Source organism: Flavobacterium sp. S87F.05.LMB.W.Kidney.N (assembly GCF_004366435.1).
In the GTDB taxonomy this organism is placed as follows: domain Bacteria; phylum Bacteroidota; class Bacteroidia; order Flavobacteriales; family Flavobacteriaceae; genus Flavobacterium.
The window spans coordinates 206,664-225,074 of sequence record NZ_SODX01000007.1; the positions used below are offsets into that span (position 1 = coordinate 206,664).

Genomic DNA, 18,411 nt, shown 5'->3' on the forward strand with positions numbered 1-18,411 from the left:
TCAGCATCTACACAATTTTTGTAGATATGCTGGATGTAGACTCACTGCGGTGCGTCTCTACAGAAAAACCTTTGTCACTTTGTTTCTCTGAACCTCTGCACCTCTTTATTGAACATCATACTTCATTTTACGTAAAACACGAAGTGCTTCTTTAAAAGAAGAATAAACATTTTTATAAGGTTTTAAAAGCAATTTGGCATCTATGAGCTTTTGTCTTGCTTCTTCAAAACCATTTAGATGACAAATCATAAACGTAGAAGGCAGGTTTTCTAAATCCTTCATTTCACGTTCAGACAATATGATATTTTTTTGAAGTTTAGCCAACAAAGCCATATTCGCATTGTATATATGATACAACATTTTCCTGTTGAATTCTGGCGGCTGAAAAAGCATTTGACGGTCTATTTTATAGTAACCATTGTCAAAAAAATGAATAGTTTGTTCTTCCAGCGGATAATAACTCGTTTTATCATTTAAGCCAAGCGGCACATATTCTGTAATCGTAAAACTATCATCATCATAAAAAATGGTGACAACATCCTGAGCAGAATAGAAAAGTTTAATCTGCTCATTAATTAGTTCGATATCAACTCGTGACAAATACGTTTTATCCCGTAATTTTTTGGGAACACCAGCCCAGCAAATCACAAATAATTCTTTAAAAACATGATATTTCGGCGACATATCTTTATGCCTGAAATTCATAAAATCAATAACACCGTCTAAAGTATATTGAATGCTGTTTCGAGAACTATTTTCAATTCCGATTACAGTTTCTGTATTCTGATAGTTTTTTTCAACCTCTTCCCCACTTTCCAGCGGAATCGAATTACTGCCTCGCCTTATAAAAACACTATTAGCAAGAATGGTATGAATTCCTTTTTTAAAATAAGAAACTTTACTTTTTGGTTTTATAGTAACCAGACCAATCACTTTATCTTTTGGAAGATTTGGAAAAGGGACATTTTCGTATTGAATTTTAGGCGGATTTTCTAAAAAAGCATTTACAAGATTCTGAATTCGGCTGTCATCAAAAAAATCATCGCCGACAATTTCATTATCCTGATCTTCAACTCCAACAACGATATAAGAATTATTATTGGGATTGGAGTTTGATAATGCACAAATGTGTTTGAGAAACTTGCCTTTTCCTTCTCGAGAATGAAGATTCAGCTGCCTTTTTTTATCATAAAAACTGCTCTCATCATTGTGAGCAAGCAAATTCTTTATCAAAAGGCGTTTATTAATCATTATTTAGACTCCTTAGAAAGTTAGATTTTAGACTTCTTAGATATTGGTTTTCAGATTTCTAAATTAATCTAAAGATCTAACTTTCTAAGAAGTCTATCAATCTAATTTAAATATTTTTCTTCACAATCGTAGAAGATGCCTGCGCCGTACTCATAACTACCAAGTCTGCGATATTAACATGATAAGGCCTTGAAACTACAAAATGAATAATATCAGCAATATCTTCGGCCTGCAGCGGATCAAATCCTTTGTACACGTTTGCGGCTCTTTCGACATCTCCTTTAAAACGAACTTCACTGAATTCTGTTGCAACCATTCCCGGATGAATTCCTCCAACTCTGATTCCGAAAGGATTTAAATCAATTCGCATTCCTGCAGTTATAGCATCAACGGCATGTTTCGAACCGCAATATACGTTTCCGTTTGGGTAAACTTCTTTCGCAGCAGTAGAACCAATATTAATAATATGTCCAGATTGTCTTTCAACCATTTGCGGAATTATCGCTTTTGAAACATACAAAAGTCCTTTTACATTAATGTCAATCATAGCATCCCAATCGTCTAAATCTCCATTTTGAATCGGATCTAAACCGTGGGCATTACCAGCGTTATTAATTAAAACGTCAATCGTAGAAAAATCGTTTGGCAAAGCACCTATTTTTTCTAAAACCTCCTCTTTGTTACGAACATCAAATGCTAAAGAATGCACTTCTGTAAAAGCAGAAAGTTCTTTTTGAAGTTCTTCCAAACGGTCTTTACGTCTTCCGCAAAGAATAACTTTATAATTGTTTTTTGCTAGAATTTGAGCGGTTGCCTTTCCAATTCCGCTTGTAGCACCAGTAATTAAAACTGTTTTTTTCATTTTAAATATTTTGTTTTTAACACATAGAGGCATAGTTTACTTACTTTGAAAGGCATTTCATTTGCATAATTCATATAGCTATGTGTAAGTGAAACGCTAAAATTCTCTTTTCCAAAGCAATCATAAATCTATGTTTCTATGTGTTTATTTTTTTCTACTCAGATAATACTGAATACTGTCACTGCGACTGAAAAACTAAAAATTAAGGCACATCGTCGCCCATGCTTTCTGTCCAGATGGCGAACCAGTCTTCTGTATCCATTTCTAGTTCAACAGCTTTCATTAAAGATTGAATTCTAGCGATATTTACCGTTCCAGCAATAGGAATTACTTTTGCAGGATGTTTTAAAATCCAAGCCAATAAAAGCGTATCAGAACCTAAATGGTATTTTTCTACTAACGTTGAAAATAATTTTTTCAAACGGCGGGTTTGTTTAGTATCTTCTCTAAAAACAGTTCCAAGCGGATTCCATGACAACGGACGAATTCCGTGAGTCTGCATATAATCTAAACTTCCATCTAACATGGCGTCATAATGAGTTGCAGAAAATTGTACTTGATTATAACTTACTTCTGTTTTCTGACGAATTAATTCGGTTTGTGAACTGGTAAAATTCGAAAGTCCAAAATCAATTATTTTTCCTTCACCTTTTAATTTTTCAACCGCTTCTGCGATTTCGTCTGCCTGCATTAACGGACTTGGTCTGTGCAGTAAAAAAACATCTACATAATCTGTTTTCAGTTTTTTCAAAGATCCTTCAACCGACTTAATAATATAGTCTTTCGAATAATCGTAATGTTTGATTTTGTTTTCAGGGCGTTTTTCAGCAATCATTTGAATACCGCACTTGGTAATTAATTGTAATTTTTCACGATCAATTTTACTGGCGTGAAAGGCTTTTCCAAAATCGGCTTCGGTCGTATAAGATCCGTAAATATCCGCGTGATCAAAAGTCGTAATTTTGTTTTCGATACTCACTTGTATCATGTTTTCCATTTCTTTGGTTGTAAGGTTTTTATCCCAAACTCCCAATTCATAGTGCCCGAAATTATAGGCGATAAGACCGTTTTGCTCATAATAGTTATGCGTTATTTTTGGTAATAATTATGCTTTAATAAAACATAATCATCAAAGTTCTTAAAAATATAAAAATAGATTCACAATTAGTCCTTAAAATTAGGTCATTGGTCGAAGTTTTAACCATTCTTTAACATCTTACTTCTTAAAAAATATTCAATTTGCACTCTCAAAAAACAGGCGTACAAATCAAGGTTTTTAAAAATATTTATATGGAAGAAAATACAACGACTTTAGACATTAGAGCGATAAATGAAAAAATTGAAAGAGAAAGTGCTTTTATAGACCTTCTTACAATGGAAATGAACAAAGTTATTGTGGGCCAGAAACATATGGTCGAGCGTTTATTAATCGGATTGCTTGGCCAAGGACATATTTTACTGGAAGGAGTGCCAGGTCTTGCAAAAACTTTAGCTATAAATACATTATCACAAGCGGTTCAAGGTTCTTTCAGCCGTATCCAGTTTACGCCGGATTTATTACCTGCCGATGTTATCGGAACCATGATTTACAATATTAAAGCAAATGAATTCTCTATTAAAAAGGGACCTATTTTTGCTAATTTCGTACTTGCCGATGAGATTAACCGTGCGCCGGCAAAGGTTCAATCAGCTTTATTAGAGGCAATGCAGGAAAAACAAGTTACCATTGGTGACACTACTTTTAAATTAGACCGTCCGTTTTTAGTACTTGCAACACAAAACCCAGTGGAACAAGAAGGAACATACCAGCTTCCAGAAGCACAAGTTGACCGTTTCATGCTGAAAACAGTTATTGACTATCCAAAAATTGATGAAGAGCGTTTTGTAATTCGTCAAAACTTAAAAGGATCTTACGAAAAAGTAAATCCTGTAGTTTCTGTTGAACAGATTCTACGTGCGCAAGAAGCAGTTCGTGAAGTTTACATGGACGAAAAAATCGAGAAATACATCCTAGATATTATTTTCGCAACGCGTTACCCTGAAAAATATAAATTAGCCGACTTAAAACCGCTTATTAGTTTTGGAGCTTCTCCTCGTGGAAGTATCAATTTGGCTAATGCTGCAAAATGTTACGCTTTTATCAAACGCCGCGGATATGTAATTCCAGAGGACGTTCGTGCTGTAGTTCACGATGTTTTACGTCACAGAGTTGGAATTACTTACGAAGCAGAAGCAGAAAACATTACTTCTGTAGACATTATCAACAAAATCGTTAACGAGATTGAGGTACCTTAAAAATTTGTTTCAAGTTTCAGGTTTCAAGTTGTTGCAAGACTAACTTGAAACTTTTAAACTTTAAACTTTAAACAAATAAAATGGATACAAAAGAGCTTTTAAAAAAAGTACGGAAAATAGAAATCAAAACGAAAAGACTGAGCAATCATATCTTTTCGGGAGAATACCACTCTTCATTTAAAGGACGAGGAATGACGTTTAGCGAGGTGCGTCAATACCAATACGGAGATGATATTCGTAACATCGATTGGAATGTGACCGCACGCTATAACGAAGCTCACGTTAAAGTATTTGAAGAAGAACGCGAATTGACCATGGTTCTAATGGTTGATATTTCGGGTTCGGAATCTTTTGGTTCTAAAAATCAATTCAAGAAAGACATCGTAACCGAAATTGCGGCAACGATGGCTTTTTCGGCTACACAGAATAATGACAAAATTGGTTTAATATTATTTTCTGATACTGTAGAACTATATATTCCGCCAAAAAAAGGACGTTCGCACGTGCTTCGCATCATTCGCGAATTGATCGAATTTGAACCAAAAAGCAATAAAACAGACATTGCACAGGCTCTAAAGTTTTTATCTGGAACTCAAAAGAAGAAAGCCATTATTTTCATGATTTCAGATTTCATGTCTGATTCTTATGAGCATACTTTAAAAATTGCTTCCAAAAAACACGACATTACAGGTGTTCGAGTATACGATATCCGCGAAGAAAAAATTCCAAATTTAGGAATGGTACCAATGCTGGATGCTGAAACTGGAAAAATACAATTGGTTGATACAGGTTCAAAAACAGTTCGTCTAAATTATGAGAAACATTATCAAGACAAATTGAATTATTTTAAAGATACATTCCGTAAATCTGGAGCAGGAATTGTAAATACCAGAGTAGACGAAAATTACGTTACTAAACTATTAGGCTATTTCAAATCACGATAAAAATCTGGCAATTTTGATTAACAAATCAAAAATCGTTAATCTAAAATCAACAATCGTTAATCAAATGAAATTTAAACTTTATATATTTTTATTGTTCTTTTCTACTATGATTTTTGCCCAGCAGAAACCAGTAGAAACAAGCATTGATACCACAAAAAACAAAATTGGTGCAGAGTTTAAACTGACACTTAAAACTGTTGTAAACTCAAAATCAAAAGTTGAATTTCCGAAACTTAAGAATATTGGTGCTTTAGAAGTAATTCAGTCTTATCCAGTTGATACTGTTAAGAAAGATGACACTTATGAGTTAATCAAAAAATATGGTTTAACGCAGTTTGATTCTGGTCGTTATACAATTCCAAGCATCAAAATTTTAATTGATAAAAAACCTTTCTTTACAGATTCTATTAAAGTTGAAGTTGCCAATGTAAAAGTCGATACTTTACAGCAGAAAATGTACGACATCAAAGATATTTCTTCTGTAGATGAAGGAATAGGAAATTGGTGGATTTACGTTTTAATTGTTCTAGTAATTATCGGAATTGGGGCTTTTGTTTACTGGTACGTTAAAAAACGCCAGCTGAAAAAAATTGAAGAGGAAGTTTATAAAACACCTATCGAAAAAGCGACAAGTTTATTGAACAACTTAGAGAAAAAAGAACTTGTTCAAAAAGGAGAAATTAAAGAATATTATAGCGAATTAACCGATATCGCTAGAAATTATATCGAAGAAGCTATCCATATTCCAGCAATGGAAAGTACAACTTCTGAATTGATTCAGGCAATTAGAACAGCCTCAACTCAAAAGAAAATGACGCTTACGCCGGAAACGGTTGAGAATTTAGAACGTGTTTTACGTCAAGCCGATTTGGTAAAATTTGCAAAATCTAAACCATTAGAATTTGAAATTACAGAAGACAGAAACAAAATTCAGAAAGTAATTTTAACGCTTGATAATGCAATCCCGACAGAAGTTCCAGAAGATGTTGAAGATCAATTATTGAATGAAGCGCAAAGACAAAAACAAATTCAAGCACAGCTTCGTAAAAAACGAAATGCACGAATTGGTTATGCCGTTGCAGCTGTTGTGTTTTTATTAACGGCAACGACAACTTATTTCGTGGTTACTAAAGGTTTCAATTACGTAAAAGACAATATAATTGGTCATCCTTCTAAAGAATTATTAGAAGGCGAATGGGTAAAAAGTGCATACGGAAATCCAGCCGTTCTTATTGAAACTCCAAAAGTTTTAAAACGAGTTGATACAGAAAAAGTACTGCCAAAAGAAGCAATGGCATTAATTAAAGAAATGCAGCTTTTTGTATATGGAAGTATGATTGACAATTTCTATATTGCAGTTTCTACAAGTAAATTTAAACAGCCAACAGATATAGATTTATCTAAAGCGCTTGAAGGTTCATTAAAAATTATTGAAGCTCAAGGCGGACAAAATATTATTGTAAAACAAGAAGATTTTCAAACTAATGAAGGTATTCAGGGAGTAAAAGGTTACGGAACAATGACTATTCTGAACCCAGAAACTAAAACGAGTACAAAAGCATATTATGAGTTATTGCTTTTCAAGCAAGATCAAGGTTTACAGCAAATCCTGATTTTACATGAAGAAGGTGATACGTATGCTAATGAAATCACAACCCGAGTATTAAATTCTGTTGAACTTCAAAGAGCAAACAACTAATGAGTAAGATCACTTTTTTAAATCCAGAATTTCTTTGGTTGTTCCTTTTAATTCCGATTGCTATAATTTGGTTTTTATTGAAACGCAACCAGCAGTTGGCTACTTTAAAAATGAGCTCGACCGCAGGTTTTCAAAACAGCGAATCTTTATTGGTCAAATTAAGACCGTGCTTATATGTTTTTAGAATTTTAGCTTTAAGCTCATTAATCATTGCATTGGCACGTCCAAGAACTGTAGATATCAGCAATCAAACTAAAACAACAAAAGGTATTGATATTGTAATGGCAATTGACGTTTCTGGATCTATGCTGGCAAAAGATTTAAAGCCTAATCGTATGGAAGCTTTGAAAAGAGTTGCTGCCGATTTCGTTGAAGAAAGACCAAATGACAGAATCGGATTGGTTTTATATGCTTCTGAAGCTTATACTAAAACTCCTGTTACAAGCGATAAAGCAATTATTCTTGAAGCCATAAAAGGTATTAAATACGATACAGTTCTCCAAGACGGAACTGGAATTGGAATGGGATTAGCAACTGCGGTAAATCGTTTAAAAGATAGTAAAGCCAAAAGCCGTGTAATTATTTTACTTACCGATGGTGTAAACAATGCCGGATTTATCGAGCCGGAAACTGCTGCCGACATTGCCAAACAATACGGAATAAAAGTATACACGATTGGTCTTGGTACAAACGGAATGGCTGAATCTCCATACGCATACGCACCAAACGGAGGTTTCTTATTCAAAATGCAAAAAGTTGAAATCGACGAAAGACTGATGAAAAATATTGCCCGAAAAACAGACGGAACCTATTTTAGAGCAACAAGCAACGATAGATTAGCTGAGATCTATAAGTCAATCAACAAACTGGAAACAACAGAAATTCAGGAATTGAAGTTCTATGATTATGATGAAAAATACAGAGGTTTTGTTTTATTTGCAGCCTTTTTATTATTGCTTGAAGTTGGCTTAAGAAATACAGTTTACAGAAGCTTTATTTGATTTTTTAAAATCAAAAATTCCAAATTTTAAAATTCCAAATTCCAAGTTGAAATTGAGAATCTAAAATTGGATACTTAAATAATAAAAGCAAAAGTTAAAATTTGAAAGATTGAAATTTAATAACTCCAAAGTTTGGAATTTGGATTTTCAATATTGGAATTTAAGAAAATTTATGGAATTAGACGAAAAAAAATATTTATATCTCTTATTACTACTCCCAATTGTGGTGTGTATTTTCCTTTTCAATATGTATTGGAAAAGAAGAAAACAACGCGAATTTGGTGATTTGGAAATGGTAAAAAGATTGAGTCCAGAGAAATCAGTTTTTAAACCTGTTTTAAAAATAGTCGTGATTCTTTTGGCGCTTACCTGCCTAATTATTGGTTTGGTTAACCCAAAGATTGGAACCAAAATGGAAACTGTTAAACGAGAAGGTATTGACATTGTTTTTGCAGTCGATGTTTCTAAAAGTATGCTTGCCGAGGACATTGCACCAAGCCGTTTAGATAAGAGTAAACAATTAGTCTCTCAGATCATTAACAACTTAGGAAGTGACAGAATTGGGATTGTGGCATACGCGGGGAGCGCCTTTCCTGTTTTACCGATAACATCAGATTACAGTGTTGCCAAAATGTTCTTGCAAAGTATGAGTCCAGATATGGTTTCCTCACAAGGAACATCGTTAGATGAAGCAATCCGATTATCTTCAACTTATTTTGATGAAAAAAGTAAAACCAGCAAATTATTAATTCTAATTTCTGACGGAGAAGATCATTCTGAAGGTGCTGCCGCTGCTGCAGAAGAAGCCAATAAATTAGGAATGAAAATCATTACAATTGGTGTTGGAACAGAACGAGGAGGAACAATTCCTTTAAAAGAAAATGGTGTTGTAAGAGGTTACCAAAAAGATCAAAACGGACAAACTGTAACCACAAAACTAAATCAAGAAGGTTTAAAAACAATTGCAAAAGCAACTAAAGGGGGTTATGTTTACGGCGGAAGCACTAAAGAAGTTTTAGAATATGTAAAAAATGCTTTGAACAATATTCAGAAAACAGAATTTGAAGCAACGCAAATGGCCGAATTTCAATCGCAGTTTCAGTGGTTTATCGGATTTGCATTTTTATTACTGTTTCTAGACATTTTCTTATTAGAAAGAAAAACAAGCTGGATCAAAGAATTGGATTTATTTAACGAAAAGAAATAAAAAAAGTTAGCCACAAATTGCTCGAATTTACACGAAAACAAATTGGTTATTTTGTGAAATTCAAACACAAAAAAACAAAACTAATTAGTGTCAATTACTGAGATTCGTGGCAAACAAAAATAAAAAACAAGAATGAAAAATTTACTTCTTTATATTTTACTCACGGTTTCTTTGGCGGTTTCTGCCCAAGAGAAAGACAAATCATTGCCTGCTGCCAATGAAGAATATAAACAGAATAAATTTGTTGATGCTGAGGCAAACTATAGAATTTCGGAATCAAAATTTCCTAAAAGATCAACAGCGCCATATAATTTAGGAAATACTATTTATAGACAAAATCAAGTTTCAGAGGCTAAGTTTGCTTACGCGAAAGCAATAAAAAATGCCAAAACCAGACCTGAAAAACACAAAGCTTATCATAATCTTGGAAACGTTTTCATGAAAGAGAAAGATTATACGCAGGCAGTTGAAGCATACAAACAAGCTTTACGTAATGATCCGACAGATGATGAAACACGTTATAACTATGCTTACGCGAAACAAAAACTAAAAGAGAATCCGCCGAAAAACGATAAAAACAAAGATAAAGACAAGGACAAGAATAAAGACAAGGATAAAAACAAAGATAAAGACAAGGACAAGAATAAAGATAATAAGGACAAAGACAAGGATAAAAAAGACGATAAAGGCGACAAAGATAAAGACAAAAAAGACGGTAAAAACGATCCGAAGAAAGACGACAAGTCTGACAATCAAGGACAGCCAAAACCGCAGCCTGGAGGAATATCAAAAGAACGTGTCCAAAATTTATTAGATGCCGTTAACAATGAAGAAAAGAAAATTCAGGATAAAGTAAACGCGCAGAAAGTAAAAGGCAATCCTAAGAAAACAGAAAAAGACTGGTAAAATAAGTTTAATCGTTTAACCGTTAATTTGTTTATTTGATCAAGTAAAACGGATTAAACAAATAACGATTAAACGATTTAACATAAAAAAACGATTAAAAAATTAAATGAAAAGATATTTAATTCTATTTCTACTCGCTTTTCAAGGACTTATGGCTCAAGTACAATTTGAAGCCAGAGTCAGCAAAAATACGCTTGGACTGAACGAAAGACTTCGTATAGACTTCATTATGAATGTTGACGGAGATAATTTCGAACAGCCTTCTTTTGACGGTTTTAAACTTGTTGCGGGACCAAGCCAGCAGATTAGCCAATCTTGGATCAATGGTCGAAGCTCTTTTCAGAAAATTTACTCTTATATTTTACAGCCTGAGAGAAAAGGCGCTGTAACGATCAAACAAGCCGCAATAGAATACAACGGGCAGATCTATAAAACAAATCCGATTAAGGTTACGGTTACCAATGCTGTAGCTCAGGAAAGAGATCCAAGTGACAGACCTCCAGGATCTGGAAACGAATTGTTGAATTTAGTTGCTGAAATTTCAAAAACAAATCCATATCTAAATGAACCAATTACAGTTGTTTACAAACTGTATTTCAACAACATTGGTGTTACTGGATTTAAAGAACTGGCAAAACCAAAATACAATGATTTCTGGAATCAAAATATTGACATAAAACAATTGTCTATTGAAGAAGGAAATTACCAAGGACAGAGATGTTATTATGTAATCCTGAAAAAAGCGATTTTGTATCCTCAAAAAGCTGGAAAACTAACAATTGAACCTCTTTCACTTGATATTGGCGTGCAATTACCAACAAATCGCCGCGATATGTTTGGACAAATGATTATTACGGAGGATAATAAAGTAGTTTCAGCAGGAGCTAAAACAATAAATGTAAGACCGCTTCCTGAAAGCACAAAACCAGAAGGATTTACTGGTGCTGTTGGAAGACTGAACTTTACAGTTACGCCTTCTAAAACAACACTTAAAAATGGCGAAAGTCTCGACTTAATTGTAAGTGCACAGGGAACCGGAAACATGAAGTTGTTTACTCTTCCTAAACCAGTTGTTCCAAATGCATTAGAAATGTATGATCCTGTTCATGATGAAAAAGTAACAACATCATTAGCTGGAATGTCTGGAAGAATCACAGATAAATATACCATCATTCCGCAGTACAAAGGAAAGTATGCTATTAAGCCAATGCAGTTTTCATACTTTGATTTGAGTTCGGGCACTTATAAAACCATCACTTCAAAAGAGATTATGGTGGATGTTTTAGATGGTCCAACACCTGCAGAAGCAAATACTGGAAGTACTGCTAAAAATATAGCTGTCAAAACAGAACAATTTAAAAACATCAAACCTAAAACAATATTAGTTGGTATCGCTAAAAAAGATTTTTATGGTTCCGATTTATATTTAGGATTATTATTTGCTCCGTTCATCATCATTCCGCTGATTATTTTAGCTAAGAAGAAAAAAGAAGCTATTGACAGTGACGTTACTGGAAATAGAATTAGAATGAACAATAAACTAGCGAAGAAATATTTATCGCAGGCGAAGAAACATCTTAACAATAAAGAGCCTTTCTATATTGCACTGGAAAAAGCAATGCATAATTTCTTGAAAGCTAAACTGCATATTGAAACCTCAGAAATGAGTAAAGACAATATTAGAGAATTGTTATTGTCTAGAAATGCAAACCCAGAAACCGTACAAAACTTTATTGCTTTGACAGAAAACTGTGAGTTTGCACGCTATGCACCAGCATCGAGCGCTTCAATCCAGCAAGATTATGATAAAGCGGTGTTGATTATTTCTGAGTTAGAAAAACAGATTGTTTAATTTTTTTTACCGCAATCCCGATAGCTATCGGGAGCTAAGAAAATTGATTTAGATTTCGATGAATTTAAGTTCGCAAAGTTGAAAATCTTATTACATATTTTGAAAATGAAAAACATATTATATTTCTTTTTGTTAATCTCACAGGTTTTCTTTGCGCAGGGGCGCTTTGAAGCAGGAAATGCTTTATACGAAAAGGGGCAATATAAAGAAGCTGCACAGGTTTATGAAAACATCATTAAAGAGGATAAATTACATTCGGCTGAATTGTATTTTAATCTTGGAAACTGTTACTATAAACTAAATCAAGTTGCACCTTCTATTTATAATTATGAAAAAGCTTTGGTTTTAAAACCAAACGATCCTGAGACTTTAAACAATTTAAAGTTTGCCAAAAAGCTGACAATCGATGAAATTAAAGAAGTTCCTAAAGTTGGTTTTGCAAAACTGATTCAAAACTTTACTTCTATTTTTGACTATAATACTTGGGCCAAAATTTCTGTTGCGCTTGGTTTTGTATTTTTGTTGAGTTTTATTGGGTATTATTTTTCGAATGCTACACTTGCAAAAAGAATTTATTTCGTTGGAATGTTTGTTGTTTTGATTGCTTTAGGTTTAAGTATTTCAGCTGGCATGTCTGAAAAAAGTCATTTTGACAATGATCGTGTTGCCATTGTTTTTTCTGAATTAAGCCAAGTTCGAAAGGAACCACAAAAATCAGCAAATGGTATTATTCTATTACACGAAGGAGCAAAAGTTTATGTTCTAGAAAGCGTTGCAGGATGGAAAAAAGTAGAATTAACAGACGGAACTCAAGGCTGGATTGATTCTTCAACTATTAAAGAAGTAAAGTAAAATTTAAAAATATTCAAATAAAAAATTCCAAATTCCAATGTTAAACTGGAGTTTGGAATTTTTGTTTTTTGGAGTTTCTAATTAGTTTACAGCATCAACCAATCTTATAAATTCTGCTCTGTAACCATCTTCATCATTATACAAACCAGACTTTGCTAATTTTTTAATGTCTGACGCAGAACTGCTGGTAATATATTTTGAATCGCGTAATTTTAATCCGAACCAAGAAACTGCGGTTGTAAATTTAAAATCAGGAGAACTGTTTTGAAGGTCTGTTTTCCTATCTGCTATTACATTTACTATTTCAATACTTTTATCGCCATCAGGTTTTTTATATCTGAATTTTACGGTTGCCAATTCATCACTGTAATTTCCATCTCCTTTTTGTGTTTTAGTATATTTCAAATCAGATGGAACGTAATTACTTTCTACTCCAACTGGAATAATTTCATACAAAGCTGTAACGGAGTGTCCGCTTCCTAATTCGCCCGCATCAATTTTATCATTTTTAAAATCTTCTGCATTGAGTTTTCGGTTTTCATAACCAATCAATCGATATGCTTGAACGTGTTTAGGATTAAATTCAATTTGAATTTTTACATCTTTCGCAATAGCAAACATCGAACCTTTAAATTCTTTTCCTAGAAAACGATTCGCTTCTTGAATATTATCGATATAAGCGTAATTTCCGTTGCCTTTATCGGCTAAGATTTCCATTTTAGAATCTTTGTAATTCCCCATTCCGAAACCTAAAACAGTTAAAAACACACCAGAGTTTCTTTTTTCTTCAATTAATTTCAGCATATCATCATCACTGGAAGCGCCAACATTAAAGTCACCATCAGTAGCTATCACTACTCTATTATTTCCCTCTTTTATGAAATTTTCCTGTGCTAGTTTGTAAGCTAATTCAATTCCTTCGCCTCCTGCTGTGCTTCCTCCTGCATGCAAGTCATCAAAAGCATCCATAATTTCATCTTTATTGTTACCAGAAGTTGGCTCTAAAACAACACCAGCCGAACCTGCATAAACGACAATAGAAACTTTATCGATACTGCGAAGCTCTTTTACCAAAATTTTCATTGATTCTTTTAGCAAGGGCAGTTTGTTCGATTCATCCATAGAACCAGAAACATCTACTAAAAAAACGAGATTAGTAGCGGGCAAATTTGCCATGGGAATGTTCTTTCCCTGCAAACCAATTTTTAGCAGTCTGCTGTTTGTATTCCACGGACAGTCGCTGTATTCTGTGTTTATAGCAAAAGGATGCTGCCCATCTGGCTGTGGATATTTATATTTGAAGAAATTAATCATTTCTTCAACACGCACGGCATCTTTTGGGACTTTCTGCCCTTCATTAATAAAACGTCGAATATTAGTGTATGATGCATTATCAACATCTATAGAAAAGGTAGAAAGTGGTTCTTTAAGCGGAGATTCAAACGGATTTTCTTCTAAGCCTGCGTAGCTTTCTGTGTTCGGTTCAATGTACATTTCCTCTGGAATTTCATCTGATACAGCTGCAGCAGAATCAACGGTCTCGTAACTTTGGTCTGGTGCATATGCTTTCTTACAGCTGAAAATAGTAAGTACAAGGAATGCCATCATAAAGAAATTAAGATTTCTCATAAAGTAAATTTTTAAAAATTTATAAAAGGTTATAGGCTTCAAATAAGGACTAGCATTCCGGATGTACTAGAAGTAATTATTTGCAATTTTCGAGTATGCAAAATCGTGCCAAAAAATTTACAAATGTTTTTCTTACGTGGAAATAAAATTAAAAACCTTGATTTTTAAAGGGATTTACTGTGAAATATTTTTTTCTTTTCCGTGTAAATTGTAGAGACGCAGCGCAGTGCGTCTAAGTCAAGTAGATCGACAAAGATTATATTAGATGCACTGGAGATATTTTTTTTGCCACAGATTAATGGATTTGAAATGATTAATCCTTTTTAATCTTTTAATGTGTGGCATTACTTTATATTTCTGTGTGTAGACGCACTGCGGTGCGTCTCTACAGAATATTGGACTATGAAATTAAAACTGATATATTCTCTCAGGCGTAACGCAGTAATCCAATTTAATATCCGACTCAAAAACATCATCGATTTGATTTACGGCTTCAAAAAAAGAAAGACCGATTTTGATGGTTTCGGGTTTGCATTCGGCAAGAAATTTATCGTAGAAACCTTTTCCGTATCCAATTCGGTTTCCAAAAATATCAAAAGCCAAAAGTGGCACAAAAACAACTTCTATTTTAGAAGAAGGCACTTCTATTCCATCTACAGGTTCTGGAATATTGTATTCGTTCTTTTTAATTTTGGTATTATCAGTCAATAAAAAGTGAGTCATTTTTCTAGTTTCAAAGTCACTTTTAGAAATCAGGATTTCTTTGTCTTTTCCAGAAAGTAAATGCAGGATAAATTCGGTATTGACTTCTTTATGTTCTTCAATAGGAAGAAAAACATGATAATAAATTTTATCCCAAATTGGCATTTGAATCAATTGGTTGGCAATTGCCAGACTTTTTTCTTCTACTTCATCAAAAGAAAGCGCCTTACGGAAATTTTTATATTCAATTCGAAGTTCTTTTTTAGTCGTAGACATTTTCAGGATTACTTTTAGATAAATGATAAATAGCGTCGCCTTCGTAAACAATTGGAGAATGGTTCGCATTAATTACAAAACCATCATGTGGTGCTTTTACTTTTTGCTCAAATTTACCAAATGGATCTGTAATAATAGCTAAGATAGTGCCTTTGGTTACAAATTTTCCGATCAAATTAAAATCGTGCAGCAACCCCGAACATTTTGCCCGAAGCCAAACCGATTGTTTAATATAAATAGATGGCTCATGAGATGGCTCGACTATTTGTTTCGGATCGAGCATATTTAAATAATGCAATAAACGTTTGGTTCCAAGTACACCTTGATTGGCAATTTCGTTATTAATATCCAATGATTTTCCGCCTTCAAAAAGAAGCATTTTGACATTGGCTTTTTCAGACGTATTTCTAAAAGAACCGTTTATATTTTTAGAGTATAAAGTAAAAGGCGCATTAAAAACGTCTGCCAAAATTTTCAATTCGGGATTATTTTCGGTGATTCTGATCTGAGGCGCATTGAAACGACTTGCTCCTCCCGCGTGAAAATCGACTGCATAATCTAGAATTGGCAGAATTTCTTCGACAATATGATACGCAAATCTACTGGCAAGCGAACCTTTTTTGCTTCCGGGAAAAACGCGGTTTAAGTCACGGCCGTCTGGAAATTCGCGAGATTTATTCACAAAACCATACATATTGATCACCGGAATACAGATTATTGTTCCGCGAGTAGGTCTGTTAATTTTTTTACTGATGATCTGACGGACAATTTCGACACCATTTATTTCGTCGCCGTGAATTCCTGCAGAAAACAAAACCGTTGGGCCTTCAACCTTGGAACGGCGTACAATAACTGGGATGTTCAGTTTGGTCGTAGTGTGTAATCGAGCAATTTCGACGTTTATCGTTCTGTGTTCTCCCGGCAAAATCGATTCGCCAAAAATAACCAATGGAGTACTATTTTTCATGTAGAATTATAAAATCTAAATATAGAAATTATTCTTTTGATTTTGTAAATTTGAAACTAAATCAATGTTAAGCTTCATTTAGAAATCGGAATGGTTTTTGAAAAGCTTTTCGAACATCTTCAGAAACAATATAGAATGCAAAAACCATCCTTAGATCTTCAAATTTTAACCTTGCCAGACAATCCAGGTGTTTATCAATATTATGATAAAGACGGGAAAATCTTGTATGTTGGCAAAGCCAAAAATTTAAAAAAAAGGGTTTCCTCATATTTCAATAAAATTCACGACACAAGGAAAACAAATGTTCTGGTTAGAAAAATTGTAACCATAAAACATATTGTTGTTCCTACAGAGACTGATGCGCTTTTATTAGAAAACAATTTAATTAAAACTTTACAGCCACGATATAATGTTTTGCTCCGCGATGACAAAAGTTATCCTTGGATTTGTATTAAAAAAGAACCTTTTTCGAGAATATTTTTAACTCGAAGAATGGTAAAAGACGGCTCTGAATATTTCGGTCCTTATACCAATTTTAAGATGGTTTATACGATTTTGGATCTAATCAAAGAATTGTATCCGTTAAGAACCTGCAATTACGATTTGAGCAAATCGAATATTGAGTCTGGAAAATTTAAGGTTTGTCTGGAATATCATATCGGAAACTGCAAAGGTCCGTGTGAAGGTTTGGAACCTTTAGAGGAATACCAGAGACAAGTCAACGCAATTCGCGAAATCCTAAAAGGAAATTTCAAAGAAAGCTTGAAGGATTTTAAGAAATTAATGAATAATTATGCGCAGAATTTACAATTTGAAGAAGCGCAGAAAATCAAAGAAAAAATCGAAATTCTTGAAAACTATCAATCCAGATCAACGATTGTAAATCCGAAAATTACCAATGTTGATGTTTTCTCGATTGTGTCTGACGAAAGTGCAGCTTATGTCAACTTCCTGCAGATTTCTCACGGTTCCATCATTCGTTCTCATACTTTAGAAATCAAGAAAAAACTCGACGAAAGCGATGAAGAACTATTAGAATTGGCAATTGTAGAGCTTCGTGAACGTTTTAATTTATTATCAAAAGAAATCATTGTTCCTTTTGAAATGGATTTGGGCGAAAACATCAAAACAACCGTTCCGCAGCTCGGAGACAAAAAACAGATTTTAGATTTATCAATAAGAAATGCCAAATTCTACCGCATCGAACAATTGAAACAATTACAAATTGTTGATCCAGATCGTCACGTAAATAGAATTATGGCACAGATGCAGAAAGATTTACGTCTTCCTGTTGAGCCTCGACATATAGAATGTTTTGATAACTCGAACATACAAGGAACAAATCCTGTTGCTGCCTGCGTGGTTTTTAAAGATGGAAAACCAAGCAAAAAAGATTATCGCCATTTTAATGTAAAAACCGTTGAAGGTCCAGACGATTTTGCTTCGATGACCGAAATTGTATACCGCCGTTACAAAAGATTATTAGATGAAAATCAGCCTTTACCTCAATTGATCATTATTGACGGTGGAAAAGGACAATTGTCATCTGCCCTAAAAAGTATCGATGAGTTGGGTCTACGTGGTAAAATTGCCATTATCGGAATTGCAAAACGTTTGGAAGAACTTTTTTATCCAGGTGATTCAATTCCGTTATATCTGGATAAAAAATCTGAAACCTTAAAAGTCATTCAGCAATTACGAAATGAGGCGCACCGTTTTGGTATTACTTTTCACCGAGATAAACGAAGTAAAGCTGCGCTTAATTCTTCTGTAGAAAGCATTCCTGGAATTGGCGAAAAAACTATGCTCGCGTTAATACAACATTTTAAAAGTGTTAAAAGATTGAAACTAGCAACAGAAAAAGAAATTTCGGCCGTTGTTGGGGCATCGAGGGCTAAAAAAATTGTAGATTTTTATCATCCAAAAGAAAACTAATTCACTTTGAAAAAATACTTTTTACATATCTGT

At 33.8% G+C, this 18,411-nt stretch carries 14 protein-coding genes and 1 pseudogene; 9 read left to right on the forward strand and 6 right to left on the reverse strand.

Features of this window, described 5'->3' with window-relative positions; genetic code table 11:
• Positions 1-105: 105 nt before the first annotated feature.
• The 3 genes and pseudogenes from EDB96_RS19775 to EDB96_RS19785 form a co-directional block, all read right to left on the reverse strand.
• Positions 106-1,251, reverse strand: coding sequence for an ATP-binding protein (locus tag EDB96_RS19775; protein WP_134142722.1), 1,146 nt, complete (start codon positions 1,249-1,251; stop codon positions 106-108).
• 106 nt (positions 1,252-1,357) lie between these two features.
• Positions 1,358-2,113, reverse strand: a complete 756-nt coding sequence (locus tag EDB96_RS19780) for an SDR family NAD(P)-dependent oxidoreductase (protein WP_057115215.1) — start codon at positions 2,111-2,113, stop codon at positions 1,358-1,360.
• 202 nt (positions 2,114-2,315) lie between these two features.
• A pseudogene (locus EDB96_RS19785) lies at positions 2,316-3,190 on the reverse strand (aldo/keto reductase family oxidoreductase).
• 213 nt (positions 3,191-3,403) lie between these two features.
• Here EDB96_RS19785 and EDB96_RS19790 point away from each other — a divergent pair.
• The 8 genes from EDB96_RS19790 (at position 3,404) to EDB96_RS19825 (ending at position 12,869) form a co-directional block, all read left to right on the forward strand.
• Complete coding sequence (locus tag EDB96_RS19790; protein WP_017497457.1) at positions 3,404-4,408, forward strand: AAA family ATPase; 1,005 nt, start codon at positions 3,404-3,406, stop codon at positions 4,406-4,408.
• An 80-nt stretch (positions 4,409-4,488) separates the two neighbouring features.
• On the forward strand, positions 4,489-5,352 hold the full coding sequence (locus EDB96_RS19795; protein WP_057115217.1) for a DUF58 domain-containing protein: 864 nt from the start codon (positions 4,489-4,491) through the stop codon (positions 5,350-5,352).
• A gap of 64 nt (positions 5,353-5,416) precedes the next feature.
• Positions 5,417-7,051 (forward strand): hypothetical protein, encoded by a 1,635-nt coding sequence (locus tag EDB96_RS19800; protein ID WP_134142724.1) that lies wholly within the window; start codon positions 5,417-5,419, stop codon positions 7,049-7,051.
• Positions 7,051-8,052: a vWA domain-containing protein gene (locus EDB96_RS19805; protein WP_057115218.1), complete on the forward strand. Its 1,002-nt coding sequence runs from the start codon at positions 7,051-7,053 to the stop codon at positions 8,050-8,052. Before EDB96_RS19800 ends, EDB96_RS19805 begins: the two co-directional genes overlap by 1 nt.
• Before the next feature lie 172 nt (positions 8,053-8,224).
• Positions 8,225-9,259, forward strand: a complete 1,035-nt coding sequence (locus tag EDB96_RS19810) for a vWA domain-containing protein (protein ID WP_057115965.1) — start codon at positions 8,225-8,227, stop codon at positions 9,257-9,259.
• Positions 9,260-9,391: 132 nt separating this feature from the next.
• A complete protein-coding gene (locus EDB96_RS19815; RefSeq protein WP_134142725.1) occupies positions 9,392-10,165 on the forward strand; it encodes a tetratricopeptide repeat protein in 774 nt (257 codons plus the stop codon).
• A 106-nt stretch (positions 10,166-10,271) separates the two neighbouring features.
• Entirely contained in the window at positions 10,272-12,017 is a 1,746-nt protein-coding gene (locus tag EDB96_RS19820; protein ID WP_134142726.1) for a BatD family protein, read from the forward strand.
• Positions 12,018-12,122: 105 nt separating this feature from the next.
• Positions 12,123-12,869, forward strand: coding sequence for a tetratricopeptide repeat protein (locus tag EDB96_RS19825; RefSeq protein WP_134142728.1), 747 nt, complete (start codon positions 12,123-12,125; stop codon positions 12,867-12,869).
• An 81-nt stretch (positions 12,870-12,950) separates the two neighbouring features.
• Here the strand turns inward: EDB96_RS19825 and EDB96_RS19830 are convergent, their stop codons facing one another.
• The 3 genes from EDB96_RS19830 to EDB96_RS19840 form a co-directional block, all read right to left on the reverse strand.
• The gene (locus tag EDB96_RS19830) at positions 12,951-14,498 is read right to left on the reverse strand and encodes a vWA domain-containing protein (RefSeq protein ID WP_057115222.1); all 1,548 of its coding nucleotides are present in this window, start codon (positions 14,496-14,498) and stop codon (positions 12,951-12,953) included.
• A 408-nt stretch (positions 14,499-14,906) separates the two neighbouring features.
• Positions 14,907-15,476 (reverse strand): 5-formyltetrahydrofolate cyclo-ligase, encoded by a 570-nt coding sequence (locus EDB96_RS19835; RefSeq protein ID WP_134142729.1) that lies wholly within the window; start codon positions 15,474-15,476, stop codon positions 14,907-14,909.
• Complete coding sequence (locus EDB96_RS19840; protein WP_057115224.1) at positions 15,463-16,443, reverse strand: succinylglutamate desuccinylase/aspartoacylase family protein; 981 nt, start codon at positions 16,441-16,443, stop codon at positions 15,463-15,465. The genes EDB96_RS19835 and EDB96_RS19840 overlap by 14 nt, the downstream gene beginning before the upstream one ends.
• A 135-nt stretch (positions 16,444-16,578) precedes the next feature.
• Between EDB96_RS19840 and uvrC the strand changes: the two genes are divergently transcribed.
• On the forward strand, positions 16,579-18,378 hold the full coding sequence (gene uvrC, locus EDB96_RS19845; RefSeq protein ID WP_057115225.1) for an excinuclease ABC subunit UvrC: 1,800 nt from the start codon (positions 16,579-16,581) through the stop codon (positions 18,376-18,378).
• The last annotated feature ends 33 nt before the right edge of the window (positions 18,379-18,411 follow it).